Raw genomic sequence first — 26,729 nt, 5'->3', positions numbered from 1 at the left:
ACGTCCACCTTTGCCCCTCCTACAATCACGCCAAGCCCCGCCCAGGATTTCGCCATGCCCCAGCCGCTTTGGACCCCTTCCGCCAGCCGCATCGCCGCCACCCAGATGGACGCCTTCCGGCGCACCGTCAATCAGCGCCATGGGCTGGCGTTAGCGGACTACCCACAGCTGCATGCCTGGAGTGTGAAGGACCGCGAGGGGTTCTGGCAGGCCATCGTCGACTTCTTCGAAGTACGTTTCAGCACGGCGCCCACGACCGTGCTGGAGGAAGGCGTACAGATGCCCAGCGCGCGCTGGTTTCCGGGTTCGCGGCTGAACTTCGCCGAGCATTTACTGCGCCGCCGCGACGACCACCCGGCCCTGGTGGCAATCGGTGAGGACGGCAGCCGCGAGGTGCTTACCTACCGCGAGCTCGCCGCCCAGGTGGCCGGCTTGCAGAAGGCATTGGCCCAGATCGGGGTTGGCCAGGGCGACCGGGTGGCGGCGATGATGCCCAATACCTGGCAGACCGTGGTGGGCATGCTGGCGACCACCAGCCTGGGAGCGACCTGGTCCTCCTGCTCGCCGGACTTTGGTACCCAGGGAGTGATCGATCGCTTCGGCCAGATCGAGCCCAAGGTGCTGATCGCGGCTGGCGGTTACCGCTATGCCGGCAGCAACAATGACCAGACCGCCAAGCTCAATGAAATTCTGGCGCAGATGCCCACCTTGCAGCAGTTGGTGGTGGTTCCCTACTCGCGGCCCGAGGCGCGCGTGGAGGACTATCAGAGCACTGCCGCCGTCGCCCTGTGGAGCGAGTTTTTCCAGCCCGGCGGTGAACCGCAGTTCACCCCCGTGAGCTTCGACCACCCGCTGTACATCCTCTATTCGAGCGGCACCACCGGGGTGCCCAAATGCATCGTCCATGGCACCGGCGGCGTGCTGCTGCAGCACCTGAAAGAACACGGCCTGCACACCGACCTGACGGCCAATGACACGCTCTTCTACTACACCACCTGCGGCTGGATGATGTGGAACTGGCTGGTCTCCGGCCTGGCCCTGGGCGCCACCCTGGTGCTGTTCGATGGTTCGCCATTTCAGCCCGGGCCGCAGCGGCTGATGGACATGATCGATGCCGAAAACATCAGCCTGTTCGGCACCAGCGCCAAGTTTCTTGCGGCCTTGGAAAAGGCCGGCGTGGTACCGAATGAGAGCCATAGACTGAGTGCGCTGAAAGGCATTCTGTCCACCGGTTCACCGCTATCCCATGAGAGCTTCGAGTTCGTCTACCGCGCGTTCAAAACCGACGCCTGCCTGTCGTCGATCTCCGGCGGCACCGATATCGTCTCCTGCTTCGCCCTCGGCAATCCGGTGCTGCCGGTGTACCGCGGCGAGTTGCAATGCAAGGGCCTGGGCATGGCGGTCGAGGTGTGGAACGACGCCGGCCAGGCAGTGATTGGCGAGAAAGGCGAACTGGTCTGCAGCAAGCATTTTCCGAGCATGCCGGTGGGCTTCTGGAATGATCCGGAAGGGGAGAAATTCAAGGCCGCTTACTTCGACACTTTCCCCGGCGTCTGGGCCCATGGCGACTACGCCGAGGAGACACCGCGCGGCAGCCTGATCATCCATGGCCGCTCCGATGCCGTGCTCAATCCCGGCGGCGTGCGTATCGGCACAGCAGAAATCTACCGGCAGGTGGAAAAGGTCGAAGCGGTGCTGGAATCCATCGCCATCGGCCAACAATGGCAAGGCGATGTGCGGGTGGTGCTGTTTGTGCGCCTGCGCGACGGCGTGACCTTGGACGAGACGTTGAAGGCGCAGATCTGCGAGGTGATCCGCGCCAACACCACCTCGCGCCATGTGCCGGCCAAGGTCATCGCCGTGGCCGATATTCCGCGCACCATCAGCGGCAAGATCGTCGAGTTGGCGGTGCGCAATGTGGTGCATGGCCAGCCGGTGAAAAACACCGATGCACTGGCCAATGCCGAGGCGTTGAAGCTGTTTGAAGGGTTGGCCGAGCTGCAGGAGTAGGCCCGCGTCGGGCTCAGCCCAACCTGCGCTCGCCGCGCAGGAAAATCACTAGGGCCAACAACGGAAACGCGCTGCCTAGCACCACGATACCCAGCCAGCCCAGGTGGTCGAACAAGGCGCTGGCCAGTGCCGAGCCGAGCGCGCCGCCGACAAAAATCGCAGTCATGTACAACGCGTTCAGCCGACCACGGCTGCTGGCATCCAGGGCGTAGATAGAGCGCTGGCCGAGGACCATATTCATCTGCACGCAGAAATCCAGCACCACGCCGGTCAGCGCCAGCGCAATCACGCTATTGGTCGGCGGAATAAACGCCGGCAGAAAACACACAATCGCCAGCAGCAAGGCCAACCGCGTGGTCACTCGCGTATGCCCGGCATCGGCCAGGCGCCCGGCAATCGGTGCGGCCACTGCGCCAATCGCGCCAACCAGGGCAAACAATGCGATCTGGGTTTGCGACAGGCCATGATTGCGCGCCAGCTCCAGCGGCACGGCGGTCCAGAACAGGCTGAAGGCGGCGAACATGCAGCCCTGCATCAGCGCCCGTTGGCGCAGCACAGGCTCGCGTTGGAACAGTTTGCCCAGAGACAGAATCAGCTGGCCGTAGGTAGCGCTATGGTCCGGCTGACGTGTGGGCATGGTGGTCGCCAGGATCACCACAATCACGCTCATTACCGCTGCCGCGATCATGAACACCGCGCGCCAGCCCAGGTGGTCGGCGATCAGGCTGGACAGCGGCCGCGCCAGCAGAATGCCCAGCAACAGGCCACTCATGATGCCGCCCACCACCCGGCCCCGCGACGCTTCTGGCGCCAGGTGCGCGGCCAACGGGATGAGGATCTGCACCGACACCGTGCTGAGGCCGATCATCAGCGACACCAGCAAAAACGCATGGGGTTGGGTGGTGAAGGCCGCTGCCAACAAACTCGCCACCGAGACCAGCGCAGTGACGATCATCAGCTTGCGGTTTTCCAACAAGTCACCCAGTGGCACCAGAAACAGCATGCCCAAGGCATAGCCGATCTGGGTCAGGGAAACGATCAGGCTGGCGGCCGTGGCGGACAGGCCAATGTCCGGCGCGATCAGCTCGATGATCGGCTGCGAATAGTAGATGTTGGCGACGATCACGCCGCAGCAAAAGGCAAACAACAGCACCATGCCACGGGTCATGGTCAGGTTGGTGGGGCTCATCGGCAGGCTCGTCACGGGACAGCGGGAAGGCCTGCTAGGGTACGGGAAATTGGTGGACGAGAAAATCTCGTTAGCTGGCTATTTATTCGCGCTTTTGTGGGGGGGCTTCAGCCGCGACGCTCTCAAAATCACCAGCTCGCGGCTGAAGCCCCTCCCACAAAAGCCAAAGCACTTAGATTGGTTTGACACCGTCGTCCGCCTCGCCGAAGCTGCAACCCAACCGTGAAACGCGCTCGTCAGAACAACGGATGTTTGCATGCCGAAGCACAAGAAAAACACCAAGCCCACCGTTCCACCCGCATCACCGCCTGCCCCATCGGCCGCAGAGCCCACTGGCAGTCCCCACAAGCGCCCGCTTCCGCTAATCATTTTTGCCGTCGTGCTACTGATCAGCCTGCCCATCTGGCTGTACCGCCAACACAGCGCTGCGCCCGTGGTGCCAACCACAGTGGCACCGGCCCCCGCCACCAAGAGCGAACCGCAGCAAGCGCCGGCCGCGTTTGTCGATGAGCAGCAATGCCAGGCCTGCCACAGCGAGCAAAGCAAGGCCTGGAGCGGCTCCCATCACCAGATGGCCATGTTGCCGGCCAGCGCTGAAAACATCCGTGGCGACTTCAATAACACCACCTACAAAGGCGAGGCGGAAACCAGCCGCTTCAGCCAGCGCGACGGTGCCTGGTGGATCAATACCCCAGGCCCGGACGGCAAACTGGCCGACTTCAAAGTGGTCTACACCTTCGGCATCGAGCCGTTGCAGCAATACCTGCTGGAAATGCCTGGCGGCCGTTTGCAAGCCTCGGGTGTGGCCTGGGATACGCAAAAGCAGCGCTGGTTCGAGATGTACCCCGGCGAGAAGGTCGACTTCCGCGATGACCTGCACTGGAGCAAGCCCATGCAGAACGCCAACTTCATGTGCGTGGAGTGCCACACCACCGACTTCAAACGTAACTTCAGCCCCACTGCCGACAGCTTCAACAGCACCTGGAACAACCTCGGCGTCGGCTGCCAGAGCTGCCACGGCCCCGCGTCGCGGCATCTGGAGTGGAGCGCAGGCGAGAACCTCAACAAGCAGCAGCCAGACAAAGGTTTCGGCACCGCGCTGCGCAGCATCGATGCCCTCACCCAGGTGGAAACCTGTGGTCGCTGCCATGCCCGGCGTGCGCCGCTGGGCGATGGCTACAGCCACAAAAATCGCCTGATGGATGACTACCTGCCGGCGGCCCTGACCGCCGATTTGTACCAGGTCGACGGTAAGATCAAGGAAGAGGTGTTCGAGTACGGTTCCTTCACCCAGAGCAAAATGTTCGCCAAGGGCGTGACCTGCACCGACTGCCACAACCCCCATAGCAACCAGCTGAAGGCGCCGGGCAATGGCGTCTGCCTGCAATGCCACAACCCGTCGGGCAAAGCCTCGCGCGCCGGTATCGACGGTGCCGGGCTGAAAGCGAAAAACTACGAAGCGCCCGAGCACACCAAGCACAAGCTCGGCCAGCAGGGATCGCAGTGCGTCGATTGCCATATGCCGGGCAAGCTGTACATGGTCAACGACTACCGCCACGACCACAGCCTGAGCATTCCCAACCCCGCCCACTCGGCCAAGATCGGCAGCCCGGATGCCTGCGCCGCCTGCCACAAAGGCGCCAGCAGCAAGATCGCCGAGCAATTCAAGATCTGGTACGGCGACACCCCGGTGCAGGACGGCGGTTATGCCGATGCGATATTCGCCGCCCGCCACGGCTCGCCCGGCGCCGCACGCATGCTGATGCAGCAACTGGCACGCACCGACCTGCCTGCCATCCGCCGCGCCACGGTGCTCGCGCAATTGCCCGCCTACCCTAGCCAACGCGCCATGGAACAGGCCGCGATCGCCTTGAACAATCCACAGCCGCAGGTGCGTACCGCCGCCATCGATGCGATTGCTGCGATGGGGTCCGCCGAGCAATACATCAGCCTGCTTACCCCACGCCTGAGCGACCCGGTGCGTGCGGTGCGCATGGCCGCCGCGTCGCAACTGGCCAATATCCCGGCCCAGCAACGCGCCGCCATCGACAAACTGTGGCGCCCGGCAATTACCGAATACGAGGCTGCCCAGCAGGAGCTGCGTGACCGTGCCGAAGCCAACCTGAACCTGGCCATGCTGTACCAGAACACTGGGCGCGGCGGGCTGTCGGAGGCGGCCTTGCGTGAGGCCTTGCAACGCAACCCGGACTTCCTGCCGGCACTGGTCAGCCTGGCGCAGTTGCTCGATGCCCAAGGCCAGCATGGACCCGCACTGCAACTGCTCAACGACGCCATCGGCAAACACCCCAAAGCCGGCCTGCTGCAACACAGCCTGGGCCTGATGCTGATCCGCGCCGGCGAACGCGACCAAGCCCTGGCCGCCCTGGCCAAGGCCGCGCAACTGACCCCGGACGACCCGCAATTCAGCTACATCTACGCCATCGCCCTGCACGACATGGGCAAGCCGGAAGAAGCGCGCAACCAGCTCGATGCCCTGCTCAAACGCCAACCGGCCAACCGCAACGCACGCATGGCGCTGATCAGTTACTGGCACGAAGCCGGCCAGCCGCAGAAAGTGCAGGTGCTGCAAGCCGAGCTGGAACAACAGAACCCGGACGATCCGGAACTGCAGCAGGCGCCGAACAAATGAGCCGCCCTGCCTTGATGGTCGCTGCGCTATTGCTCATTTCAACAGCGATGGCGGCGGGTTCGCTGGAGGTGATCGAGCCATGGGCCAAGGCCAGTGGTGCGCAGCAGGTGGAGGTGTATCTGACCCTGCGCAATGACGGGAGCGAGCAGGACCGCCTGATCGGCGCCAGCAGCCCATTGGCCAGTTCGGTAAAGCTGCTGACCACCGTGCAACTGGGCTCGGTAAGCAGCGTGCAACCGTTGAAGTCGATTGGCATTCCGGCGGGGGGCCAGCAGGTTTTAGCGCCGGGGCATACGCATATTGAGGTGGGATTGAAACGAGGGTTGCAGGTGGGTGAAACGCTGCCTGTGATGCTGCAGTTCGAGAAGGCTGGGCAGAAGAAAATCGAGGTCACACTCAAGGAACAACGCGACTGATCGAATCGCGGCTGAAGCCGCTCCTACAGGTGTAACCGGTCCATTGTGGGAGCGGCTCAGCCGCGATGTTTTTGATCTGAGCGAACCTCAGCCATGGATGTTTTCGGGACCGGCCAATCGAGGCTGAAGCCTCTCCCACAGGGATATGCATGCTCTCGTAGGAGCGGCTTCAGCCGCGATGCTTTTGGCGCTACCGACGACGGTCCAGCAAGTGAAACCGCGGCAACGCCAGCCCCCAATAAATGGCGGCAATCCGCGTCAGCAGCACCACCAGCATCGCCACGCCAGTGGCGGCCCAATGCCCGGCGCCCAGGTGCAGCAGCGCCATGAATACCAGCGAGCCGGCGATGCAAGCGGTTGCGTACACCTCTTTCTGGAAGATCAGCGGAATCTGGTTGCACAGCACATCGCGCAACACGCCGCCGGCCACCCCGGTCATCACCCCCATGATCACCGCCGTGCTCACCGGCACCTGGTGGCGCATGGCAACTTCAGTGCCGATCACGGTAAACACCGCTAAGCCAAAGGCATCGGCGATCAGCAGAGCTTTTTCCGGCAGCGGCTTGATAAAACGCGCCCACAACACGGTGCCGAGTGCTGCCAGGGAGGCGACGACCAGGTACAGCTCGTTGCCGATCCAGCTCACCGGGTGGTTGTCGAGAATCAGGTCGCGCAAGGTACCGCCGCCCAGGGCGGTAACCAGAGCGATCACCAGCACGCCAAACAGGTCCATGGCATTACGCCCGGCCATCAGCGCGCCAGTGACGGCAAACACCGCCACGCCGAACAGGTCACTGAGGTAGAACAGCGTCTCGATGTTCAATCAGGCACCGACGGGCGTGCGCATGGTGACGAACTCTTCCGCCGCCGTCGGGTGCACGCCGAGGGTGTCGTCGAAGATGCGCTTGGTGGCACCGGCTTTCAGCGCCACAGCCAGCCCCTGGACAATTTCGCCGGCATCCGGGCCAACCATATGGCAACCCAGCACCTTGTCGCTGTCGACATCCACCACCAGCTTCATCAGCGTGCGTTCCTGGCTGCTGGTGAGGGTCAGCTTCATCGGTTTGAAGTCGCTCTGGAAGATAGCCACCTTGTGCCCGGCGTCGCGCGCCTGCTCTTCGGTGAGTCCGACGGTGCCGATGTTCGGCAGGCTGAACACGGCGGTGGGAATGTGCTGGTAATCCACCGGGCGGTACTGCTCGGGCTTGAACAGGCGGCGCGCCACGGCCATGCCTTCGGCCAACGCCACGGGGGTAAGCTGCACGCGGCCGATGACATCGCCAAGGGCCAGAATCGACGGCTCGGCGGTTTGGAACTGATCGTCGACAGCGATAAACCCGCGTTCGTCGAGCGCCACCTTGGTGTTTTCCAGGCCGAGGTTATCCAGCATCGGCCGGCGGCCCGTGGCGTAGAACACGCAGTCGGTGTCCAGCACGCGGCCATCCTTGAGGGTGGCTTGCAGGCTGCCACCAGCCTGTTTGTCGATACGGACGATATCGGCGTTGAATTGCAGGTTAATTCCGCTTTTGCTCAGCTCCTCTTTCAGGTGCTTGCGCACCGCACCATCGAAGCCGCGCAGGAACAGCTCGCCGCGGTACAGCAAGGTGGTGTCGGCACCCAGGCCGTTGAAGATCGAGGCGAACTCCACGGCGATATAACCACCGCCAACCACCAGCACGCGCTTGGGCAGTTCCTTGAGGAAAAACGCCTGGTTGGAGTTGATCGCGTGTTCGTGGCCGGGGATCTCGGGAATCTGTGGCCAGCCGCCGGTGGCGATCAGAATGTGTTCGGCGCTGTAGGTTTTACCGTCGACCTCGACATGGTGCGGGTCGACCACCTTGGCGTGGCTTTCCAGCAAGGTGACGCCACTGTTTACCAGGAGGTTGCGGTAGATGCCGTTGAGGCGCTGGATCTCACGGTTCTTGTTGCTGATCAGGGTGGCCCAGTCGAAATCCGGCTTGCCACCGAGGGTCCAGCCAAAGCCGCTGGCCTGTTCGAACTCGTCAGCGAAGTGGGCGCCATACACCAACAGCTTCTTTGGCACGCAGCCAACGTTGACGCAGGTGCCACCTAGGTAACGGCTTTCCGCCACCGCCACCCGTGCGCCAAAACCGGCGGCAAAACGCGCGGCACGCACGCCACCAGAACCGGCGCCAATCACGAACAGGTCGAAATCGTAAGTCATGCTTATCTCCTTAACTGGCGGCCAGCATAGCGCACTGGCACGACGCATGGCGCCCACCACGGCCTAGACTTATGGGGGTGTTTGCCGAGGAATTCAACATGCGCCCCACCCTCACCCATATCGCCCTGCACGTGCCCGACCTGGATGCCTGCATCGCCTTCTACCGCGACTTCTGTGGCCTGCACATCTGCCATGAGCGCGAAGGCAAAGGCTCGCGCATCGTCTGGATGGCCGAGCCCGGCAAAGAACATGAATTCATCTTCGTACTGATGCCGGGCGGCCACGCGGTGCAGCTGGCCAGCGACGACTACCGGCATTTTGGCTTCGCCCTCAACAGCCGCGCCGAGGTCGACGCGCTTGCCGCCCAAGCTGCACAGGCCGACTGCCTGATCTGGCCGGCGCGCGATGAGCCCTACCCGGTCGGTTACTACTGCGGAGTGCGTGACCCGGCGGGCAATTACGTCGAGTTCAGCTACGGTCAACCGCTGGGACCGGGCGCGCCTGCACCACAGGGCAGAAAAGAGGCATAAAAAAAGCCACCCGAAGGTGGCTCTTTTCTGACTCGGGGTCGGCCTTAGTAGGCCTTGCCGGTCTTGTAGAAGTTTTCGAAGCAGAAGTTGGTGGCGTCGATATAGCCTTCCGCACCGCCGCAGTCGAAACGCTGGCCTTTGAATTTGTAGGCCAGTACGCAACCGTCTTGCGCCTGTTTCATCAGGGCGTCGGTAATCTGGATTTCGCCGCCTTTACCTGGCTCGGTTTCTTCGATCAATTTGAAGATGTCCGGGGTCAGGATGTAGCGGCCGATGATCGCCAGGTTGGACGGTGCATCTTCCGGTTTCGGCTTCTCGACCATGCTGTTCACACGGTAGATGTCGTCACGGATCATTTCGCCAGCGATCACGCCGTACTTGGACACTTCGTCCTTCGGCACTTCCTGGATGGCCACGATCGAGCAGCGGAACTGGTTGTACAGCTTGACCATCTGGGTCAGTACGCCGTCGCCTTCGAGGTTTACACACAGGTCGTCCGCCAGTACCACGGCGAAGGGTTCGTCACCGATCAGCGGGCGGCCGGACAGAATGGCGTGGCCGAGGCCTTTCATTTCTACCTGACGGGTGTAGGAGAAGCTGCAGTTGTCGATCAGACGACGGATGCCGACCAGGTATTTTTCCTTGTCGGTGCCCTTGATCTGGTGCTCCAGCTCGTAGCTGATGTCGAAGTGGTCTTCCAGGGCGCGCTTACCACGGCCAGTAACGATGGAGATCTCCGAAAGCCCGGCTTCCAGGGCTTCTTCGACGCCATACTGAATCAGCGGCTTGTTCACCACCGGCAGCATTTCCTTGGGCATGGCCTTTGTCGCTGGCAGGAAGCGAGTACCGTAACCAGCAGCCGGGAACAAGCATTTCTTGATCATGTGAGTCCTTGAAAGAAGGGTCGTACCGTTAGTGCCGCGCAGTCTAATCAGGCGGCACTCGCCTTACAATGGTCCGCCACAGGGCGACCAATGCCACGATAGAGAAACCCTAGCTCAGATAGTTCCAACGAATCGTAAATATTGCGGCCATCGAACAGCGCCGGCATACGCATCAGACCGCGAACGCGGCGGAAATCCGGCTGACGGAACTGCTTCCATTCGGTGACCAACACCAGCGCATCCGCGCCCTCCACTGCCGTATAGGGCGATTCACCTAGCTTCAACTGGCCGCTGGCGAGCGCTTGGGCATACCGCGCCGCCACACCGTCGCAGGCCACAGGATCACAACCCTGCACCCGTGCGCCGGCGGCCAGCAAGGCGTCCAACAGGACCAGGCTCGGTGCTTCGCGCAAATCATCGGTACCGGGCTTGAACGCCAGCCCCCACAAAGCCACTACCCGCCCCTGCAAGTGGCCACTGAAATGCTCGCGCAGGGCCTCGAACAACAAGGTTTTCTGCAAGGCATTGCGCGCTTCCACCGCGCGCAAAATGGCGGGTTCAAAACCCTGCTGTTCGGCGCTATGGATCAGCGCTTTGACGTCCTTGGGAAAACACGAACCGCCATAGCCGCACCCAGCGTAGATAAAGTGCGTGCCGATCCGTTTGTCACTGCCAATGCCCCGGCGCACTTGCTCGATATCGACATCGAGCAACCCGCACAGACCCGCCATCTCGTTGATAAAGGAGATTTTGGTGGCGAGAAAGGCGTTGGCGGCGTACTTGCTGAACTCGGCGGCGCGCACGTCCATGCACAGCACCCGCTCGTTATTGCGCACAAACGGCGCGTACAGGCGGCGCAACAGCTCCTCGCTGGCGCTATCGGCGCAGCCCAGCAACACCCGGTCAGGGCGCATGAAGTCGTCGATCGCCGAGCCTTCCTTGAGAAACTCGGGGTTGCTGGCGACTGTAACCTGCAGCGCCAGTTGCCGGCTGTGCAGGCGTTGATTGATCACCTTCTGCACCCGCTCGGCAGTGCCCACCGGTACCGTCGACTTGTTCACCACCAGACAGGCATGACGCAGGGTGCTACCCAGTTGTTCGGCCACCGCCAGCACATGGCTGAGATCGGCCGAACCATCTTCTTCGCTGGGCGTGCCGACGGCGATGAACACCACGGCGGCACGCTCGACGCCTTCGGCCAACTGGCGGGTGAAGCGCAAGTGGCCGCTGGCCAGGTGGCTGGTCAACAGAGCTTGCAAGCCCGGTTCGTGGATTGGCACTTCACCGGCTTGTAAACGGGTAAGGCGAAAGGGGTCGGTTTCCACACACACCACCTCGTTACCCATGTCGGCAAAACAGGCGGCTGTAACCAGCCCCACATACCCCGCACCAATTACACATAGCTGCATCGCCGACTCTCCCTAGGGTTTCGACGATTGCAGCGAAAAGCAGTGGCAAGCGTGTGAAGGAAACGAGGCAGAGACGTGACAAACGTTGCTTGCACTGGCTCATCAGAATCGCCACACCTTCAGCCCCGCAGTGCGCGCCATGACCAGCCTGTGCAAGCCTGATACACCTGGCCGCCTCTTCCCTCTGAGCTTTGGCCTTGGCCTCACCCTGGCTTTGCTGGCCGGACCAGACCGCAGCTCGCCGCTGCAATCACTGAATACGCCTGCCGCACCCGCGGAAATGGCCAAACTGATCGAGTCGGCGCTAGATGGCAACCGCCTGCTCACTACCCGACAGACCATCGGCCTCAGCGGCAACAGCAGCGGTCGGCACCTGCACCATGAAGTTCGTTATCAGGGCAAACGGGTGATCCGCAGCCGCCGATGAAAGACGCCCCGGAGAAGGCGCGTGGCATGGAGACATCTGCCGCCCGGCCGCCCTGAGCAGCACCTCAGATCAAATGATTGCGCTTGGCCAACTCCACCAGCTCAAGCAGATTGCCCACCTGAAGCTTGGTGATCAGCCGACTTTTATAGGTGCTCACGGTTTTTTCGCTAAGCAGCAGTTCGGCCGCAATGTCCTTGATGCGAATGCCCTTGGCCAGGCTACGCAGCACCGTCAGCTCACGGTCGGACAGGGTTTCGATCAACTCCTTCTCCGACGCCTGCACCGCACTGCCATCCACCGACGAATATTCCGTCACCGGAAACAGCTTGTAGCCCGACATCACCATCTGCACGGCATTGACCAACTGTTTCAGGTCACTGTCCTTGGCTACGAAACCGGACGCCCCGGCCCGCGCGCAACGCACCGCATAACGACTGGCATCCAAACCAGAAAACACAATGATCTTGGCCGGTTTTGGCTCCGCATGCAGACGTTGCAGCACAGCAAAACCATCGAGTTGCGGCATATCCATATCAAGAATGATCAGGTCCGGCGCCAGCTCGCGAACCTTGCTGACCACCTCCACGCCATTGCTAGCCTCCCCCACCACCTCATGCCCCGCTTTCTCCAGCGTCATCCTGGTCGCCATGCGAATGACCTCATGGTCATCTGCGATCAATACTCTAGCCAAGCAATCACCTCGATCGACAATGAGCGGAACGCGCCACAGCGTTGGCCCGCGCGCAATCTGATCGTAGTACCGAAGCGCAAAACGTGTAGGAAACGTGAAAGATTTAACGAGTTACCGCCTGGGACGAGGCCAAGCCGCTACAGAAAAGCCAGGCGGCACTATTCGGACGTAAACGAGCGAGCACCCCGTACATGCTCCATCGCGCTTTGAATCAGCTGATCGGACTCCCGGCTTCTGGCGCCCTCGCTGTAGGTCTGCAAAAAGACCACGGCTTGCCTGAGGATAAATTGCCCCGTTTCATTCGCCGGGAACTCACCCGCTTCCAGACGCGCCAACACCGCATTGGAGATATCGCTCACCTGTGTGTCCGTGCAGGCTTTGATCGCCACCATATCCTCAGGACGATCCACGCTGGCGATGTGAAGCTTCTCTGAGCAACCCAGCACCACCAGCGCTTGAGCGCCCGAAAACTCTTCGCGAAGCCGCTGATCATCGGCGGCAGCTCTTGCCTTCGCCTCGGCGACTGAGGCGGTGTCCGGCACCGAGGTTGGCTTTGTGGCGCAGCCGGACAAACCGGTTAGAGCACAGGCGATGGACAGGCTGGTGATTAAAATCCGTTTCATCTATTGCTCCTTTTCAAGGTAATCGCAGCTTACCCAAGCAGGTTCCTTTACCGCCATCTGGCCGGCTGGACCTCTGAAGGCTGATCAACGTTATCGGCGCTTAAATCCGGCTATGACAGGGCTGGCCATAGCAGACGGCCTCACCAAGAGCGCAAAAATAAAAAATTGATGCCCGCAACAATAGAAGTTTCGACCCAGAAACAACAAAGGCCTACCTGCATCACTGCAGATAAGCCTTTGTATTTAAATGGTGCCCGGAGCCGGGGTCGAACCGGCACGTTCAAAGAACGAGGGATTTTAAGTCCCTTGCGTCTACCAATTTCGCCATCCGGGCGATGGTGCGTCGGTCATGGCCGGTGGCGCATGACGAGGGCGGAATATATACAGCCCTATCGCGCTAAGCAAGCTTCCAGGGCTCCGTCCTTTTCCCAAAGCAGAAAAGAAAAAGCCCCGTAAATCAATGATCTACGGGGCTTTCCTATAATGGAGGCCGAGGTCGGAATCGAACCGGCGTAAGCGGATTTGCAATCCGCGGCATAACCATTTTGCTACTCGGCCTCAAACGAAGACGCCGCAAACTGCGGCGTCAACGTCAACAAATTGGAGCGGGAAACGAGACTCGAACTCGCGACCCCGACCTTGGCAAGGTCGTGCTCTACCAACTGAGCTATTCCCGCGTCTTGGTGACGGGCGCCATTCTATAGAATCCAAACACCCCGTCAACCCCTTGATTCAAAAAAGCTTATTTATCTTTGTTAGGGTTGAGGTGCGGCCACGCGGCAATCAGGTAATGCACCATCGACCACAGGGTCAGGCCAGCGGCGATGATCAATAGACCAAAGCCCAACAGCACACGGACGGTTTCGGAGGGCGGGCTGGCCAGGAGGATCACCAGGGCCAGCATTTGCGCCGCAGTCTTCCATTTGCCCAGGTTGGATACCGCGACGTGGGCACGGGCACCCAGCTCGGCCATCCACTCGCGCAATGCGGAAATCACGATTTCCCGGCCGATGATGATGGCCGCCGGCACGGTCAACCAAATGGTGTGGTGTTCTTCCACCAGCACCACCAAGGCAACCGCCACCATCAGCTTGTCGGCGACGGGGTCGAGAAAGGCACCAAAGGGTGTGCTCTGCTCCCATCTGCGTGCCAGGTAACCATCCAGCCAATCAGTAGCAGCCGCCACAGCGAATACCGCGCTGGCAGCCAGATAGCTCCATGAAACCGGCAAGTAAAACAGCAACAGGAAGATCGGAATCAGTAGAACGCGCAGTACGGTAAGCAGGTTGGGAATATTCATCGGCACAACTAGGCTGCGAGGTGAGCGGGCATTCTACTCGCTGTGTAGGGCGGCATAAATCGACTCGGCGAGCTTTTTACTGATTCCAGGTGCTTTGGCGATTTCATCGCTGCTGGCACGAGCCAATTCCTGCAGGCCGCCAAAGTGGTTGAGTAACTCGCGGCGGCGCTTGGGCCCCACGCCTGGCACTTCTTCGAGGTTCGAGGTGCGCCGGGTTTTGCCGCGGCGGGCGCGGTGGCCGGTGATGGCAAAACGGTGGGATTCGTCGCGGATCTGCTGAATCAGGTGCAAGGCCGGCGAGTGGCCCGGCAAGGTGAACTCGTGGGCCGCATCGTTGAGGTACAGGGTTTCCAGGCCGGGCTTGCGGGTCACGCCTTTGGCCACGCCGAGCAGGATCAGGTCCGGCACCGCCAGTTCCTGCAGCACGTCGCGGGCCATCGCCAACTGCCCCTTGCCGCCGTCGACCAGGAGGATATCGGGCAACTTGCCCTCGCCCTCTTTGATCTTGCTGAAGCGGCGGGTCAGCGCCTGGTGCATGGCCGCATAGTCATCGCCACCAGTAACGCCTTCGATGTTATAGCGACGGTAGTCGGACTTCAGCGGCCCTTCCGGCCCGAACACCACGCAGGAGGCCACGGTCGCTTCGCCGCTGGAATGGCTGATGTCGAAGCACTCCATGCGCTGCGGTATTTCATCCATGTTCAGCGCCTGGGCAAGGGCTTCGAAACGCGCGGCGATATGCTGGCGATCAGCCAAGCGCGAGGCCAGCGCCAGCTCGGCGTTGGTCACTGCCAACTGCTGCCAACGCGCACGGGTGCCACGCACCTTGTAGCTGATGGCCAGTTCGCGACCGCGCAGCGAATGGATGGCCTCGATCAATACGGGGAAGTCTTCGTGGTCGGTGTTGACGATCAACTCGCTGGGCAAATCGCGCTCGTGGCTGCCGAGGTAGTACTGCGCCAGAAACGCTGCCAGCACCTCACCTACACCCTCCTCGATTGCCACTTGCGGGTAGAAATTCTTGCTGCCCAGCACCCGCCCACCGCGCACGCTGATCAGGTGCACGCAGGCGCCGCCGGGGTTAACCATGGCAGCGATGACGTCCACATCACCGGTGCCGCCTTCCATGCTTTGCTGGTCCTGCACGCGGCGCAGCAACGAAATCTGGTCACGCAGCTCGGCGGCCTGCTCGAATTGCAGGTTCATCGCCGCCTGCTCCATGCCTGCTGACAATTCATCGGTCAGCGCGTTGCTGCGGCCCTCAAGGAACATCACCGAGTGGCGCACGTCCTGCGCATATTCATCGGCCTCGACCAGGCCCGGCACGCATGGCCCCTTGCAGCGTTTGATCTGGTATTGCAGACAAGGGCGGGTGCGGTTCTTGAAGTAACTGTCTTCACACTGGCGGACCAGAAAGGTCTTTTGCAGCAGACTCAAACTCTCACGAATCGCCCCCGCGCTCGGGTACGGCCCGAAATACCGACCTTTAAGTTTCTTCGCCCCACGGTGAATACTCAGACGGGGGAAGTCACCGTCGGAAAGAAAGACGTAAGGGTAGGATTTGTCGTCGCGCAACAGGATGTTGTACGGCGGCCGCCATTGCTTGATCAGCGTCTGCTCAAGCAGCAACGCTTCGGTTTCGTTGGCGGTGATGGTGGTTTCGATCTGCGCGATCTTGGCCACCAGGGCGGCGGTTTTAGGCGCCAACCCGGTCTTGCGGAAGTAACTGGCCAGGCGCTTTTTCAGGTTTTTGGCTTTGCCCACGTACAGCAGCTTGGCCTCGGCATCGAACATTCGATATACACCGGGGCGGCCACTGCTGGTGGCTAAAAACGCGCTGGAGTCAAACGGTTCGCTCATTTCAACTGGTGGCATCGACCATCCCGTGGCGCACGGCCAACAGGGCGAGCTCCACGTCACTGGTGATTTCCAGCTTTTCGAAAATACGGTAGCGGTAGGTGTTCACCGTCTTCGGCGACAGGCACAGCTTGTCCGAGATGGTCTGCACTTTCTGGCAACCAGCGATCATCAGGGCGATCTGGATTTCGCGCTCGGAGAGCAGATCGAAGGGCGAACCACTGGTTTGCGGCTGGAATGACTTCAGCGCCAACTGCTGCGCGATTTGCGGGCTGATGTAGCGCTGACCGCCAAACACCATGCGAATGGCCTGCACCATCTCTTCCAGCGCCGCACCCTTGGTCAGGTATCCGGCGGCACCGGCCTGCAGCAGGCGAGTCGGGAACGGGTCGTCCTCACATACGGTGACAGCGATGACCTTGAGGTCGGGGTGACTGCGAAGGAGCTTGCGGGTGGCTTCCAGGCCACCAATACCCGGCATCTTGATGTCCATCAGGACAACATCCGGCTTCACCTCTCGGGCTTTCTTCAACGACTCCTCGCCGGAGTCGGCCTGACCGACCACCTGAAGGCCATCGATGTCGGCGAGCATGCGCGTAATACCGGTTCGAACCAGATCGTGGTCATCGACCACTAGCACCCTAATCAAGCGACACCTCGTTGTGCGTCAAAGCCGCATATTTAAGCGGTCTTATGGGATGGCGAACACCTTAACAAAAAAGACACCGCATGGCCTAGCTTGGCTCAAAACCGTCAAATAGCCAACGCCAACAAATTGATTTTCAGCCCCTGACAAGCCCCTTCCGCAAGGGTCGCTGGCCAGCGCTTCGCGTTGATCGGTGCAGGACGCCAGAAAAACAAAAGCCCCGCAGTGCGGGGCTTTTGTTTTTCTGGATGGCGGAGGCGGTGAGATTCGAACTCACGGACCTGTTACAGTCGGCAGTTTTCAAGACTGCTGCCTTAAACCGCTCGGCCACACCTCCAAAGTGCGGCGAATCATACCGAAAGGAAACACACTGTCAAACTCTCTGGGTTGGCAGCGCGAAGTGCTCTGTTATGATCGCCAAGGACTACGGTCACGGAACCCATCAAGCAGTCTTATAGGAGTGTCGCCATGCACGAACAAGATTACGCACTCGGCCATGCGCAGGTCGAGCAGCAAGAAGTCAGCCGCGTACTGCGCAACACCTACGGGCTGCTGGCTCTGACCCTCGCTTTCAGCGGTGTGGTCGCCTATGTCGCTCAGCAGATGCGCGTTCCTTACCCACACTTTCTGGTGGTACTGGCCGGTTTCTACGGCCTGTTCTTCCTGACCGTCAAACTGCGTGATTCGGCCTGGGGTCTGGTTTCCACCTTCGCCCTCACCGGCTTCATGGGTTACACCCTCGGCCCGATTCTCAACCGCTACTTGGGCATGCCCAACGGCGGTGAAGTGATTTCTTCGGCCTTCGCCATGACCGCCCTGGTGTTCTGCGGTCTGTCCGCCTATGTGCTGACTACCCGCAAGGACATGAGCTTCCTGGCCGGCTTTATCACCGCCGGTTTCTTCGTTCTGCTGGGCGCGGTACTGGCCAGCATGTTTTTCCAGATCAGCGGCCTGCAACTGGCGATTAGCGCTGGCTTCGTGCTGTTCTCCTCGGTGTGCATTCTGTTCCAGACCAGCCAGATCATTCATGGCGGCGAACGTAACTACATTATGGCGACCATCAGCCTCTACATCTCGATCTACAACCTGTTCGTCAGCCTGCTGCAGATCTTCGGCATCATGAGCAGCGACGACTGATCCAACCGCTGTAGAAAAAGCCCGCTTCGGCGGGTTTTTTTGTGCCTGCGACGCGCAAACGCCGTATTATTCCGCCAGTTTTTCAGATCGGTCAGCACCATGAAGTTCGCCATCGCCCTGTTCTCTCCGCCCCATGCGCCCTCCTCGCGCCGCGCCTTGCGTTTTGCCGAGGCGGTGTTGGCCGGTGGTCATGAGATTGTGCGGGTGTTCTTTTATCAGGATGGCGTTTACAGCGCCGCCGGCACGCCGGTGACGCCACAGGACGAACTGGATACCGCTGCTGCCTGGAGCGCCTTTGTCCACGCCCAGCAGCTCGACGGCGTGGTGTGCATTGCCGCCGCCTTGCGCCGTGGCGTGCTGAATGAGCAAGAGGCGCAACGTTATGAGCGCCAAGCGGCTAGCCTGGCCAAGCCGTGGGAGCTTTCCGGCCTGGGGCAGTTGCACGAAGCCACACAATTGGCCGACCGCCTCGTCTGCTTTGGAGGGCCGTGAGATGGCCAAGTCGCTCCTGATCATCTGCCGCCAGGCGCCCTGGTCTGGCCCCGGCGCCCGCGAAGCACTGGACATTGCCCTGGCCGGCGGCGCCTTCGATTTGCCGATTGCCATGTTGTTTCTCGACGATGGCGTGTTCCAACTGCAACCCGCGCAACAGGCAACGGTGCTGCAACAGAAAGACCTCACCGCCAACCTGCAAGCCCTGCCACTGTTCGGTGTCGAGACGCTGTACAGCTCCGCCCGCAGCCTTGAGGAACGCGGCCTGACCACTCAGGTATTAAGTCCGACGACCGAAGCCCTGGATGACGCCGCCCTCACCGTCCTGATAGCCCAATACGACCAGGTGATCACGCTCTAATGGCCACCCTGCACATGCTGTCCCACTCGCCCTTCAGCGACTCCCGCCTGGTTAGCTGCCTGCGCTTGCTCGGCCCTGGCGACGGTCTGCTACTGACCGGCGATGCCACCTACGCCCTGCAGCCCCGCACCGCCCAGTTACAAGCCCTAGGGCTGATGCCCGACACCATCGCGCTGTATGCGCTCGACGAAGACCTGCAGGCGCGCGCCATCACCCCGCCGTCGCGGGTGCAGGTGGTGGACTACCCGGCCTTCGTCGAACTGTGCGGCGCCTTTGCCAAGGTCAACAGCTGGCTATGACTCACCTGATCGTCGCCGACCGCGCCATCGCCTTGGATAAAGACGGTTACCTGGCTGACCTGAATGACTGGTCGCCCGCCGCCGCCGAGGCCCTCGCTGCCGAGGAAGAGCTAGCCCTGAGCCCCGAGCACTGGGAGGTGCTCAACCTGCTGCGCGATTTTTATGCCGAATTCCAGCTGTCGCCGGCCACCCGCCCGCTGATCAAGTACGTGGCGCTGAAACTCGGCACCGACAAGGGCAACAGCCTGCACCTCAATCGCCTGTTCAAAGGCACCCCAGCCAAATTGGCCGCCAAACTGGCGGGCCTGCCGAAGCCGACCAACTGCCTATGACCGCTCAGCCGCTAACCCTGATCACCCCCGCCGAACACCCTTTCGCTCAGTACGTGCGCATTCTCGGCAAGGGCAAACGTGGCGCGCGCAATATGACCCAGGACGAAGCCCGCGAGGCCATGGGCCTGCTGCTCGATGGGCAGGTCGAAGACACCCAGCTCGGCGCCTTTCTGATGCTGATGCGCCATAAGGAAGAAAGCCCGGAAGAGCTCGCCGGCTTCACGCAGGCAGTGCGTGCCCGCCTGAACGCGCCGAGCGTGCAGATTGACCTCGACTGGCCATCCTACGCCGGCAAGAAACGCCACCTGCCCTGGTACCTACTGGCGGCCAAATGCCTGGCCAACAATGGCGTGCGCATCCTTATGCACGGTGGCGGCGCGCATACCGCCGGGCGCCTGTACAGCGAACAGCTGCTTGAGCTGCTGGGCATTTCGCTGTGCCGCGACTGGGCAGCCACCGAGCAAGCGCTCGCCACGCACAACCTGGCGTTTTTTCCGCTACAGGACTGGATGCCGCAACTGCAGCGGATGATCGACCTGCGCAACACCCTCGGCCTGCGCTCGCCGATCCACTCGTTGGCCCGCGTACTCAACCCGCTCAACGCCCGTTGCGGCCTGCAAAGTATCTTCCATCCTGGCTACCAGGCAGCGCACCGCGAAGCCAGCCAACTGCTCGGCGACAAAGCCATTGTGATCAAGGGTGATGGCGGCGAAATCGAGATGAACCCGGACGCTACCTCCCACCTGTACGGCACCGAAGGCGGCGCCAGCTGGGACGAGGAATGGCCGGCCCTGTCGCCGCAACGCCACGTAAAACCTGAGCGCCTGCAGCCTGAGCACTTGGCTGCGTTCTGGCGCGGCGAGGTAGAAGACAGCTATGGCCGCCTGGCCGTTCTGGCCACCGTCGCTCTGGCCCTGCGCGGCATGGACGTGCCCCGTGATGCAGCCTTCACCCAAGCGGAAAGTTACTGGGAAAACCGCAACAAATCGATTTAACCGATCATTCCGAGGCGGATTTTGCGCCATTCGTTCGAACTGATCGGCATAGACTTCTCTCCAACGCTAAACAGCAGAGGATTTGAGTCATGGGTTTATTAGTCGATGGCCAGTGGCAGGACCAGTGGTACAACACCGCTGATGGCGGCCGCTTCAAACGCGAAAACGCCCAGCGGCGTAACTGGGTAACGGCCACCGGCGAGCCCGGCCCGAGCGGCGAAGGCGGCTTCAAAGCCGAGGCTGGCCGCTATCACCTGTACATTTCCCTGGCGTGCCCATGGGCCCACCGCACCCTGATTTTCCGTAAGCTCAAGGGCCTGGAAAGCCTGATCGACGTGTCGGTAGTCAGTTGGCTGATGCGCGAAAACGGCTGGACCTTCGACACCGCCCATGGCTCCACCGGCGACGCGCTGGACAACCTCAACCTGATGTACCAGCGCTACACCGCCGACGATGCCCACTACACCGGCCGCGTTACCGTGCCAGTGCTGTGGGACAAAAAGCTCAAGCGCATCGTCAGCAACGAGTCGTCCGAGATCATCCGCATGTTCAACTCGGCCTTCAACGAGCTGACCGGCAACCACCTGGACTTCTACCCCGAAGCCCTGCGTGGCGAGATCGACGCCCTCAACGAGCGCATCTACCCGAACGTCAATAACGGCGTTTACCGCGCTGGCTTTGCCACCACTCAGGAAGCCTACGAAGAAGCCTTCGACGGTCTGTTCAACACCCTCGAATCACTGGAAACCTTGCTGGGGCAGAAGCGCTACCTGGCCGGCGAACAGATCAGCGAAGCCGACTGGCGTCTGTTCACCACCCTGATTCGCTTCGATGCGGTGTACCACGGCCACTTCAAGTGCAACCTCAAGCGCATCGAGGATTACCCGAACCTGTCCAACTGGCTGCGTGAGTTGTACCAGTGGCCGGGCGTGGCGCAGACCGTGGACTTCGAACACATCAAGCACCACTACTACGCCAGCCACCTGACCATCAACCCGACCGGGGTGGTGCCGAAGGGGCCGTTGCAGGATTTTGCTCGCCCGCACGATCGCGATCGGTTGCCGGGGCAAAGCGCCTGAATTTGAATGGATGGAAATTCGTAGGAGCGGCTGGGCGGCATTCCGATCAGCCGCGATGCCTTTCTAAACCCAAAAGCATCGCGGCTGAAGCCGCTCCTACGGGAATGCGTTAAACCTGAGACTGAGCGCCTTCGAACCAAGCCAGTTTGTCGCGCAAGGTCACGACCTCACCAACAATCACCAGCGTCGGCGCATGCACTTCATGCTCCGCCACCAATTTCGGCAGATTGCCGAGTGTGCCGGTGAACACACGCTGGTTGTGGGTTGTGCCTTGTTGGATCAATGCAGCCGGCGTATCGCTGCTACGGCCGTGTAAAACCAACTGCTCACAGATTGACGGCAAGCCCACCAGGCCCATGTAGAACACCAGGGTCTGACCCGGCGCGACCAGGTCCGGCCAGGGCAGATCGGTACTGCCATCCTTCAGGTGCCCGGTGACGAAGCGCACCGACTGCGCATAGTCGCGATGGGTCAGCGGAATACCGGCGTAAGCCGCGCATCCGCTGGCGGCGGTGATGCCCGGCACAACTTGGAAAGGGATGCCATGGGCAGCGAGCTCTTCGATCTCTTCGCCACCACGACCAAAGATAAACGGGTCACCGCCCTTCAGGCGCAGTACGCGCTTGCCTTGCTTGGCTAGCGTGACCAACTGCTGATTGAGCTGCTCTTGCGGCACCGCATGATCGGCGCGCTGCTTGCCCACGTAGATGCGTTCGGCATCGCGGCGGCACAGTTCGACGATGGCCGGCGCCACCAAACGGTCGTACAGCACCACATCGGCTTGCTGCATCAGGCGCAGGGCGCGGAAGGTCAGCAGGTCGGGATCGCCAGGGCCGGCACCGACCAGATACACCTCGCCTTTTACCTCGCCACTTTCGCCGTCCAGCCGCGCTTGTAGCAGGCGCTCGGCCTCACTGCCCTGCCCGGCCAACATGCGTTCGGCCACCGGCCCCTGGAACACGTCCTCCCAGAACACGCGGCGTTGTTGCAGGTCGGGGAAGCGCTCTTTGACTGGCGCGCGGAAACGCTTGGCCAGGCCAGCCAAACTTCCGTAGGCGGCGGGAATCCAGGTTTCCAGCTTGGCGCGAATCAGCCGCGCCAGAACCGGCGCATCGCCGCCACTGGAGACCGCCACCAGCAGCGGTGAACGATCGACAATGGCGGGAAAAATCACACTGCACAGCGCTGGCGAATCGACCACATTGACCGGCACGCCGCGAGCCCGGGCGTCTTGCGACACCTGGGCATTCAGCGGTTCGTCATCCGTGGCGGCGATGGCCAGCACGCAGCCGTTCAGATCCGCCTCGCCGTAGCCACGCAGCAACTGCTCCCCCCCGGTCGATGCCACCAGGGCCGCCAGTTGGCTGTCGATCTGCGGCGCAACCACTCGCAGCACGGCGCCGGTGTCGGCGACCAGCCGCGATTTGCGCAAGGCAATCTCGCCGCCGCCAACCACCAACACGCGTTGCCCGCGCAGGTTATGAAACAGCGGCAGAAAGTCCATTTAACCGATGACCTCGATGCCACCCATATACGGCTTGAGCACCTCTGGCACGCGGATCGAACCGTCGGCCTGCTGGTAGTTTTCCAGCACAGCCACCAGGGTGCGGCCTACGGCCAGACCGGAACCGTTAAGGGTGTGCACCAGCTCAGGCTTGCCGGTTTCCGGGTTGCGCCAGCGTGCTTGCATACGACGGGCCTGGAAGTCACCGCAGTTGGAGCAGGAGGAGATTTCGCGGAATTTGTCCTGGCTCGGCACCCACACTTCGAGGTCGTAGGTTTTCACCGCGCCAAAGCCCATGTCGCCGGTGCACAGCGCCAGAACACGGTATGGCAGGCCGAGCAGTTGCAGGACTTTCTCGGCGTTGGCGGTCAGGCCTTCCAGCGCTTCGTTGGAGGTGCTCGGCTCGACAATCTGGACCATCTCGACCTTGTCGAACTGGTGCTGACGGATCATGCCGCGGGTGTCGCGACCGGACGCACCGGCTTCGCTGCGAAAGCACGGCGTGTGGGCAACGAATTTCAGCGGCAGCTGCTTGGCGTCGAGAATGTCGCCACTGACGATGTTGGTCAGCGACACTTCGGCGGTCGGAATCAGGTACAGATCGGCTTCGCCTTCGCGGCTGATCTTGAACAGGTCTTCCTCGAACTTCGGCAGCTGGCCAGTGCCTTGCAGCGCCGGCGCCTGCACCAGGTACGGGGTGTAAGCCTCTTCGTAGCCGTGCTCGCCGGTGTGCAGGTTGATCATGAACTGCGCCAGGGCTCGGTGCAGACGAGCAATTGGGCCGCGCAGGATGGCAAAACGGGCGCCGGACAGCTTGGCGGCGCGCTCGAAGTCGAGCCAGCCGTGCAGCTCGCCGAGGGCGACGTGGTCCTGAATCGGGAAGTCGAAACTGGTCGGCGTGCCCCAGCGGCGCACTTCGACGTTGTCGTCTTCGTCTTTGCCAACCGGCACGGATTCGTGCGGAAGGTTGGGAATGCCCAGCAGAATGCTGTCCAGTTCGGCCTGAATGGCCTCCAGTTGTACTTTGCCGTCGGCCAGTTCAGTGGCCATACGGTCGACGTCAGCCATCAGCGGGCCGATGTCTTCGCCACGGGCCTTGGCCTGGCCGATGGATTTCGAACGGGCGTTACGCTCGGCCTGCAACTGCTCGGTGCTGCTCTGCACGGTCTTGCGCTGCGCTTCGAGCGACTCGATGCGCGCGACATCCAGCTGGTAGCCACGGGTGGCCAGGCGTGTGGCAATGGCGTGCAGTTCGCTACGGATCAGTTTCGGATCAAGCATGTTCGTCTCTCATCATCAGAGTTTGGTCAGGAGCAAGCCCGCCCAGGTGGCGAGCAGGCCGCCGAACACACTGAGCGCCGCGTAGCCAAGGGCCAGTGGCAACTGCCCGCTTTCCAGCAAGCGCAGTGTGTCGAGGGAAAAGGAAGAAAACGTCGTCAGGCCGCCAAGGAAGCCCACGATCAGACCTGCGCGCAATTCTATCGGCAGTTCCGGGCGCATCAAAAAGAAACCGTACAACAACCCAATCAGCAGGCAGCCAACGATGTTCACCAGAAAGGTGCCGAGGCTGAAATGCTGCGGCCAATTGGCCGCGATCCAGTTACCCGTAGCGAAGCGCACCAGGGTGCCAACGGCGCCGCCAATGGCTACCGCGAGAATCAGGCGAATCATGGTTTTCTCCGCTGCCGGGGGCTGGCCTGGTCTTGCGCCGCCAGGTGGTTGAGCTTGTCGCGAATCTTCAGTTCCAGGCCTCGCGGCACCGGCTGGTAATACTGCCGGGGCTCAAGTGCATCCGGGAAGTAGTCTTCACCAGCGGCATAGGCATCGGGCTCGTCATGGGCGTAGCGGTATTCATCGCCATAGCCCAACTCTTTCATCAACTTGGTCGGCGCATTGCGCAGGTGCAGCGGCACCTCTTGCGAGCCCTGTTCGGCGGCATCGCGCATGGCCATCTTGAAGGCGTTGTAAACCGCGTTGCTCTTCGGCGCGCAGGCCAGGTAGACGATGGCCTGGGCCACCGCCAATTCACCCTCTGGGCTGCCCAGGCGCTCCTGCACATCCCAGGCGTTCAGGCACAGGGTCAGTGCACGCGGGTCGGCATTGCCGATGTCTTCGCTGGCCATGCGCACCACGCGGCGAGCGATATACAGCGGGTCGCAGCCACCGTCGAGCATGCGCGCGAACCAGTACAGCGCACCGTCAGGGCTGGAGCCGCGGACTGACTTGTGCAGCGCAGAAATCTGGTCGTAAAACGCCTCGCCGCCTTTGTCGAAACGCCGACGACTGTCGCCAAGCAGGTTCTGCAACAGGTCGACGCTCAGCTCGCCATCATCTTCAGCGAGGTCAGCCGCGTTCTCGAGGAAATTCAGCAGGCGGCGGCCATCGCCATCAGCGGCCGCCATGAGGATTTTGAAGCTCTCCTCCGGCAGGGTCAGGTGACGATCACCCAGGCCTTTGGGGTCGGTCAGTGCGCGGTGCACCAACTTGCGTAGCGCTTCCTCGTCGAGGCTTTTCAGCACGTAAACTCGCGCCCGCGAGAGCAAGGCGTTGTTCAGTTCGAACGAGGGGTTTTCCGTGGTGGCGCCGATGAAGACCAGCGTGCCGTCTTCCACGTAAGGCAGAAAGGCGTCCTGCTGCGACTTGTTGAAGCGATGCACTTCGTCGACGAACAGGATGGTACGACGGCCGTACTGCGCGGCGTGCTGCTGGGCAACTTCCACCGCCTGGCGAATTTCTTTGACCCCGGACAGCACGGCGGAAATGGTCTCGAAATGCGCATCGGAGACCTGCGCCAACAGGCGCGCCAGGGTGGTTTTACCCACCCCCGGCGGGCCCCAGAAAATCATCGAATGCAGCGCGCCCTGCTCCAGCGCCTCACGCAGTGGCTTGCCGCGGGCCAACAGGTGTTCCTGACCGACGTACTCGTCCAGGCTGGCCGCACGCAAGCGGGCAGCCAGGGGTTGAGCGACGGGGGTGTTGCGGAACAGATCCATGGGCTGCAGCAGCGTCTCGTGGTTAAAGCAACTCTTTATGAACCGACGGTTATTCCTGGATGACGTCGGCGCCGGCCGGCACCTCGAAGGTGAACTGCTTGGCGTCGACCGCCGGGTTCATCTTCACTGCCAGGAACAGGATATTGGTGCGCTGGCCGACACTGTCGATCAGCTGCATGTCGTTGATCACGCCTTTGCGGAACGACAGACGCAGGTTATCGAACAGGGTGTCTTTGGCTTTCGGCTTGAGGGTGAAGTCCACCACGTCGCCGGCTTCCTTGAAGCTGATATCGAAGTTCTGGCGGATTTCCGACACATCACCGGACAGCAGCAGCGCCGGGGTGTGGGTCAGGCGCTGGTCGAGCTTCTGGATGGTCACCTGCTGCAGGTCAGGGTCGTACAGCCACACTTGTTGGCCGTTGGACACCAGCAGTTGCTCCTGCGGCTCGTCGGTGTGCCAGCGGAACAGGCCCGGACGTTTCAACGCCAGCTCACCGGCCGTTTCCTGCAGCTGGGTACCGCCGCCGTCGAGGGTCAGCTGGGAAAAGCGCGCAGTGATGGTCTGGGCCTGGCTGAGCAACTGGGTGAGTTTTTGCACCGCAGCTTCGTCATCGGCTTGTGCCGGGATCGCGGCAACAGCCAGGGCAGCCAGCAACAGCAAGCGGATCAGGCGCATGTAAATCCTCGTCATTGGGTCACACATAAAAGGGGTAACAGGCG

The 26,729-nt window shown here is 61.5% G+C and carries 27 protein-coding genes and 4 tRNA genes; 12 read left to right on the top strand and 19 right to left on the bottom strand.

Annotated elements, in window-relative coordinates; genetic code table 11:
* Window positions 1–54 precede the first annotated feature (54 nt).
* The gene (locus tag C8K61_RS02380) at window positions 55–2,010 is read left to right on the top strand and encodes an acetoacetate--CoA ligase (protein ID WP_108094563.1); all 1,956 of its coding nucleotides are present in this window, start codon (window positions 55–57) and stop codon (window positions 2,008–2,010) included.
* Between the two features lie 13 nt (window positions 2,011–2,023).
* Here C8K61_RS02380 and C8K61_RS02375 read toward each other — a convergent pair whose 3' ends face one another.
* Entirely contained in the window at window positions 2,024–3,199 is a 1,176-nt protein-coding gene (locus C8K61_RS02375; protein ID WP_108094562.1) for an MFS transporter, read from the bottom strand.
* Window positions 3,200–3,455: 256 nt separating this feature from the next.
* On the opposite strand from C8K61_RS02375, the gene C8K61_RS02365 reads away from it, so the two are divergent.
* On the top strand, window positions 3,456–5,849 hold the full coding sequence (locus C8K61_RS02365; RefSeq protein ID WP_108094560.1) for a tetratricopeptide repeat protein: 2,394 nt from the start codon (window positions 3,456–3,458) through the stop codon (window positions 5,847–5,849).
* Entirely contained in the window at window positions 5,846–6,265 is a 420-nt protein-coding gene (locus tag C8K61_RS02360; protein WP_108094559.1) for a copper chaperone PCu(A)C, read from the top strand. The genes C8K61_RS02365 and C8K61_RS02360 overlap by 4 nt, the downstream gene beginning before the upstream one ends.
* Window positions 6,266–6,455: 190 nt before the next feature.
* Here the strand turns inward: C8K61_RS02360 and C8K61_RS02355 are convergent, their stop codons facing one another.
* Window positions 6,456–7,082, bottom strand: coding sequence for a trimeric intracellular cation channel family protein (locus C8K61_RS02355; RefSeq protein WP_108094889.1), 627 nt, complete (start codon window positions 7,080–7,082; stop codon window positions 6,456–6,458).
* A gap of 6 nt (window positions 7,083–7,088) precedes the next feature.
* On the bottom strand, window positions 7,089–8,450 hold the full coding sequence (gorA, locus tag C8K61_RS02350) for a glutathione-disulfide reductase (RefSeq protein WP_108094558.1): 1,362 nt from the start codon (window positions 8,448–8,450) through the stop codon (window positions 7,089–7,091).
* Between the two features lie 98 nt (window positions 8,451–8,548).
* Here gorA and C8K61_RS02345 point away from each other — a divergent pair, with 98 nt between their 5' ends.
* Window positions 8,549–8,980 (top strand): VOC family protein, encoded by a 432-nt coding sequence (locus tag C8K61_RS02345; protein ID WP_108094888.1) that lies wholly within the window; start codon window positions 8,549–8,551, stop codon window positions 8,978–8,980.
* A 44-nt stretch (window positions 8,981–9,024) separates the two neighbouring features.
* Here the strand turns inward: C8K61_RS02345 and galU are convergent, their stop codons facing one another.
* Window positions 9,025–9,864 carry a UTP--glucose-1-phosphate uridylyltransferase GalU gene (gene galU / locus C8K61_RS02340; RefSeq protein WP_108094557.1) on the bottom strand — a complete coding sequence of 280 codons (840 nt, stop codon included), beginning with the start codon at window positions 9,862–9,864 and terminating at the stop codon, window positions 9,025–9,027.
* Between the two features lie 47 nt (window positions 9,865–9,911).
* Window positions 9,912–11,273: a UDP-glucose/GDP-mannose dehydrogenase family protein gene (locus C8K61_RS02335; protein ID WP_108094556.1), complete on the bottom strand. Its 1,362-nt coding sequence runs from the start codon at window positions 11,271–11,273 to the stop codon at window positions 9,912–9,914.
* A 139-nt stretch (window positions 11,274–11,412) separates the two neighbouring features.
* On the opposite strand from C8K61_RS02335, the gene C8K61_RS02330 reads away from it, so the two are divergent.
* Complete coding sequence (locus tag C8K61_RS02330) at window positions 11,413–11,700, top strand: hypothetical protein (RefSeq protein ID WP_108094555.1); 288 nt, start codon at window positions 11,413–11,415, stop codon at window positions 11,698–11,700.
* 64 nt (window positions 11,701–11,764) lie between these two features.
* Here C8K61_RS02330 and C8K61_RS02325 read toward each other — a convergent pair whose 3' ends face one another.
* From C8K61_RS02325 to C8K61_RS02285, 9 genes are all read right to left on the bottom strand, one after another.
* Entirely contained in the window at window positions 11,765–12,379 is a 615-nt protein-coding gene (locus C8K61_RS02325) for a response regulator transcription factor (RefSeq protein WP_256589359.1), read from the bottom strand.
* A 170-nt stretch (window positions 12,380–12,549) separates the two neighbouring features.
* Window positions 12,550–13,014, bottom strand: a complete 465-nt coding sequence (locus C8K61_RS02320) for a hypothetical protein (protein WP_108094553.1) — start codon at window positions 13,012–13,014, stop codon at window positions 12,550–12,552.
* Window positions 13,015–13,262: 248 nt separating this feature from the next.
* Window positions 13,263–13,348 (bottom strand) — tRNA-Leu (locus tag C8K61_RS02315).
* Window positions 13,349–13,498: 150 nt separating this feature from the next.
* Window positions 13,499–13,572: transfer RNA gene (locus C8K61_RS02310), tRNA-Cys, on the bottom strand.
* 43 nt (window positions 13,573–13,615) lie between these two features.
* Window positions 13,616–13,691: transfer RNA gene (locus tag C8K61_RS02305), tRNA-Gly, on the bottom strand.
* A gap of 65 nt (window positions 13,692–13,756) precedes the next feature.
* Entirely contained in the window at window positions 13,757–14,314 is a 558-nt protein-coding gene (gene pgsA, locus C8K61_RS02300; protein ID WP_108094552.1) for a CDP-diacylglycerol--glycerol-3-phosphate 3-phosphatidyltransferase, read from the bottom strand.
* 33 nt (window positions 14,315–14,347) lie between these two features.
* On the bottom strand, window positions 14,348–16,174 hold the full coding sequence (uvrC, locus tag C8K61_RS02295; protein ID WP_108094551.1) for an excinuclease ABC subunit UvrC: 1,827 nt from the start codon (window positions 16,172–16,174) through the stop codon (window positions 14,348–14,350).
* A 1-nt stretch (window position 16,175) separates the two neighbouring features.
* A complete protein-coding gene (uvrY, locus tag C8K61_RS02290; protein WP_108094550.1) occupies window positions 16,176–16,820 on the bottom strand; it encodes a UvrY/SirA/GacA family response regulator transcription factor in 645 nt (214 codons plus the stop codon).
* 246 nt (window positions 16,821–17,066) lie between these two features.
* Window positions 17,067–17,154: transfer RNA gene (locus tag C8K61_RS02285), tRNA-Ser, on the bottom strand.
* A gap of 131 nt (window positions 17,155–17,285) precedes the next feature.
* Between C8K61_RS02285 and C8K61_RS02280 the strand changes: the two genes are divergently transcribed.
* From C8K61_RS02280 to C8K61_RS02250, 7 genes are all read left to right on the top strand, one after another.
* Window positions 17,286–17,954: a Bax inhibitor-1/YccA family protein gene (locus tag C8K61_RS02280; RefSeq protein WP_108094549.1), complete on the top strand. Its 669-nt coding sequence runs from the start codon at window positions 17,286–17,288 to the stop codon at window positions 17,952–17,954.
* A gap of 99 nt (window positions 17,955–18,053) precedes the next feature.
* Window positions 18,054–18,446, top strand: a complete 393-nt coding sequence (gene tusD, locus C8K61_RS02275) for a sulfurtransferase complex subunit TusD (RefSeq protein ID WP_108094548.1) — start codon at window positions 18,054–18,056, stop codon at window positions 18,444–18,446.
* Window position 18,447: 1 nt separating this feature from the next.
* Window positions 18,448–18,807: a sulfurtransferase complex subunit TusC gene (gene tusC, locus C8K61_RS02270; RefSeq protein WP_108094547.1), complete on the top strand. Its 360-nt coding sequence runs from the start codon at window positions 18,448–18,450 to the stop codon at window positions 18,805–18,807.
* Entirely contained in the window at window positions 18,807–19,106 is a 300-nt protein-coding gene (tusB, locus tag C8K61_RS02265) for a sulfurtransferase complex subunit TusB (RefSeq protein ID WP_108094546.1), read from the top strand. The genes tusC and tusB overlap by 1 nt, the downstream gene beginning before the upstream one ends.
* Window positions 19,103–19,438: a TusE/DsrC/DsvC family sulfur relay protein gene (locus C8K61_RS02260; RefSeq protein WP_108094545.1), complete on the top strand. Its 336-nt coding sequence runs from the start codon at window positions 19,103–19,105 to the stop codon at window positions 19,436–19,438. The genes tusB and C8K61_RS02260 overlap by 4 nt, the downstream gene beginning before the upstream one ends.
* Window positions 19,435–20,433, top strand: coding sequence for a glycosyl transferase family protein (locus C8K61_RS02255; protein WP_108094544.1), 999 nt, complete (start codon window positions 19,435–19,437; stop codon window positions 20,431–20,433). Before C8K61_RS02260 ends, C8K61_RS02255 begins: the two co-directional genes overlap by 4 nt.
* 89 nt (window positions 20,434–20,522) lie before the next feature.
* The gene (locus C8K61_RS02250) at window positions 20,523–21,512 is read left to right on the top strand and encodes a glutathione S-transferase family protein (protein ID WP_108094543.1); all 990 of its coding nucleotides are present in this window, start codon (window positions 20,523–20,525) and stop codon (window positions 21,510–21,512) included.
* A 109-nt stretch (window positions 21,513–21,621) separates the two neighbouring features.
* On the opposite strand, the gene cysG is transcribed toward C8K61_RS02250, so the two are convergent.
* From cysG to lolA, 5 genes are read right to left on the bottom strand one after another with little or no spacing between them, the layout of a single operon-like run.
* Window positions 21,622–23,016 (bottom strand): siroheme synthase CysG, encoded by a 1,395-nt coding sequence (gene cysG, locus C8K61_RS02245; protein WP_108094542.1) that lies wholly within the window; start codon window positions 23,014–23,016, stop codon window positions 21,622–21,624.
* Window positions 23,017–24,297, bottom strand: coding sequence for a serine--tRNA ligase (serS, locus tag C8K61_RS02240; protein WP_108094541.1), 1,281 nt, complete (start codon window positions 24,295–24,297; stop codon window positions 23,017–23,019). It lies immediately after the preceding gene.
* Window positions 24,298–24,312: 15 nt separating this feature from the next.
* The gene (gene crcB / locus C8K61_RS02235; RefSeq protein ID WP_108094540.1) at window positions 24,313–24,687 is read right to left on the bottom strand and encodes a fluoride efflux transporter CrcB; all 375 of its coding nucleotides are present in this window, start codon (window positions 24,685–24,687) and stop codon (window positions 24,313–24,315) included.
* Window positions 24,684–26,009 carry a replication-associated recombination protein A gene (locus tag C8K61_RS02230; RefSeq protein ID WP_108094539.1) on the bottom strand — a complete coding sequence of 442 codons (1,326 nt, stop codon included), beginning with the start codon at window positions 26,007–26,009 and terminating at the stop codon, window positions 24,684–24,686. Before C8K61_RS02230 ends, crcB begins: the two co-directional genes overlap by 4 nt.
* 49 nt (window positions 26,010–26,058) lie before the next feature.
* Window positions 26,059–26,685 carry an outer membrane lipoprotein chaperone LolA gene (gene lolA / locus C8K61_RS02225; RefSeq protein ID WP_108094538.1) on the bottom strand — a complete coding sequence of 209 codons (627 nt, stop codon included), beginning with the start codon at window positions 26,683–26,685 and terminating at the stop codon, window positions 26,059–26,061.
* Window positions 26,686–26,729 lie beyond the last annotated feature (44 nt).

The sequence above is a fragment of the Pseudomonas sp. GV071 genome, assembly GCF_003050835.1.
Taxonomy (GTDB): Bacteria; Pseudomonadota; Gammaproteobacteria; order Pseudomonadales; family Pseudomonadaceae; genus Aquipseudomonas.
Note: the sequence above shows the minus strand (reverse complement) of the source record. Positions and strands in the feature narration are given on the sequence as shown.

What these genes read in the sequence shown, in the direction of transcription:
- cysG (WP_108094542.1), bottom strand. Translation starts at nt 23,016, where the DNA reads ATGGACTTTCTGCCGCTGTTTCATAACCTGCGCGGGCAACGCGTGTTG.
- C8K61_RS02255 (WP_108094544.1), top strand. Translation starts at nt 19,435, where the DNA reads ATGACCGCTCAGCCGCTAACCCTGATCACCCCCGCCGAACACCCTTTC.
- crcB (WP_108094540.1), bottom strand. Translation starts at nt 24,687, where the DNA reads ATGATTCGCCTGATTCTCGCGGTAGCCATTGGCGGCGCCGTTGGCACC.
- C8K61_RS02375 (WP_108094562.1), bottom strand. Translation starts at nt 3,199, where the DNA reads ATGAGCCCCACCAACCTGACCATGACCCGTGGCATGGTGCTGTTGTTT.
- serS (WP_108094541.1), bottom strand. Translation starts at nt 24,297, where the DNA reads ATGCTTGATCCGAAACTGATCCGTAGCGAACTGCACGCCATTGCCACA.
- C8K61_RS02330 (WP_108094555.1), top strand. Translation starts at nt 11,413, where the DNA reads ATGACCAGCCTGTGCAAGCCTGATACACCTGGCCGCCTCTTCCCTCTG.
- C8K61_RS02335 (WP_108094556.1), bottom strand. Translation starts at nt 11,273, where the DNA reads ATGCAGCTATGTGTAATTGGTGCGGGGTATGTGGGGCTGGTTACAGCC.
- gorA (WP_108094558.1), bottom strand. Translation starts at nt 8,450, where the DNA reads ATGACTTACGATTTCGACCTGTTCGTGATTGGCGCCGGTTCTGGTGGC.
- C8K61_RS02230 (WP_108094539.1), bottom strand. Translation starts at nt 26,009, where the DNA reads ATGGATCTGTTCCGCAACACCCCCGTCGCTCAACCCCTGGCTGCCCGC.
- uvrC (WP_108094551.1), bottom strand. Translation starts at nt 16,174, where the DNA reads ATGAGCGAACCGTTTGACTCCAGCGCGTTTTTAGCCACCAGCAGTGGC.
- C8K61_RS02345 (WP_108094888.1), top strand. Translation starts at nt 8,549, where the DNA reads ATGCGCCCCACCCTCACCCATATCGCCCTGCACGTGCCCGACCTGGAT.
- C8K61_RS02280 (WP_108094549.1), top strand. Translation starts at nt 17,286, where the DNA reads ATGCACGAACAAGATTACGCACTCGGCCATGCGCAGGTCGAGCAGCAA.
- pgsA (WP_108094552.1), bottom strand. Translation starts at nt 14,314, where the DNA reads ATGAATATTCCCAACCTGCTTACCGTACTGCGCGTTCTACTGATTCCG.
- tusB (WP_108094546.1), top strand. Translation starts at nt 18,807, where the DNA reads ATGGCCACCCTGCACATGCTGTCCCACTCGCCCTTCAGCGACTCCCGC.
- C8K61_RS02260 (WP_108094545.1), top strand. Translation starts at nt 19,103, where the DNA reads ATGACTCACCTGATCGTCGCCGACCGCGCCATCGCCTTGGATAAAGAC.
- C8K61_RS02365 (WP_108094560.1), top strand. Translation starts at nt 3,456, where the DNA reads ATGCCGAAGCACAAGAAAAACACCAAGCCCACCGTTCCACCCGCATCA.
- C8K61_RS02250 (WP_108094543.1), top strand. Translation starts at nt 20,523, where the DNA reads ATGGGTTTATTAGTCGATGGCCAGTGGCAGGACCAGTGGTACAACACC.
- tusD (WP_108094548.1), top strand. Translation starts at nt 18,054, where the DNA reads ATGAAGTTCGCCATCGCCCTGTTCTCTCCGCCCCATGCGCCCTCCTCG.
- C8K61_RS02380 (WP_108094563.1), top strand. Translation starts at nt 55, where the DNA reads ATGCCCCAGCCGCTTTGGACCCCTTCCGCCAGCCGCATCGCCGCCACC.
- C8K61_RS02360 (WP_108094559.1), top strand. Translation starts at nt 5,846, where the DNA reads ATGAGCCGCCCTGCCTTGATGGTCGCTGCGCTATTGCTCATTTCAACA.
- lolA (WP_108094538.1), bottom strand. Translation starts at nt 26,685, where the DNA reads ATGCGCCTGATCCGCTTGCTGTTGCTGGCTGCCCTGGCTGTTGCCGCG.
- galU (WP_108094557.1), bottom strand. Translation starts at nt 9,864, where the DNA reads ATGATCAAGAAATGCTTGTTCCCGGCTGCTGGTTACGGTACTCGCTTC.
- tusC (WP_108094547.1), top strand. Translation starts at nt 18,448, where the DNA reads ATGGCCAAGTCGCTCCTGATCATCTGCCGCCAGGCGCCCTGGTCTGGC.
- C8K61_RS02320 (WP_108094553.1), bottom strand. Translation starts at nt 13,014, where the DNA reads ATGAAACGGATTTTAATCACCAGCCTGTCCATCGCCTGTGCTCTAACC.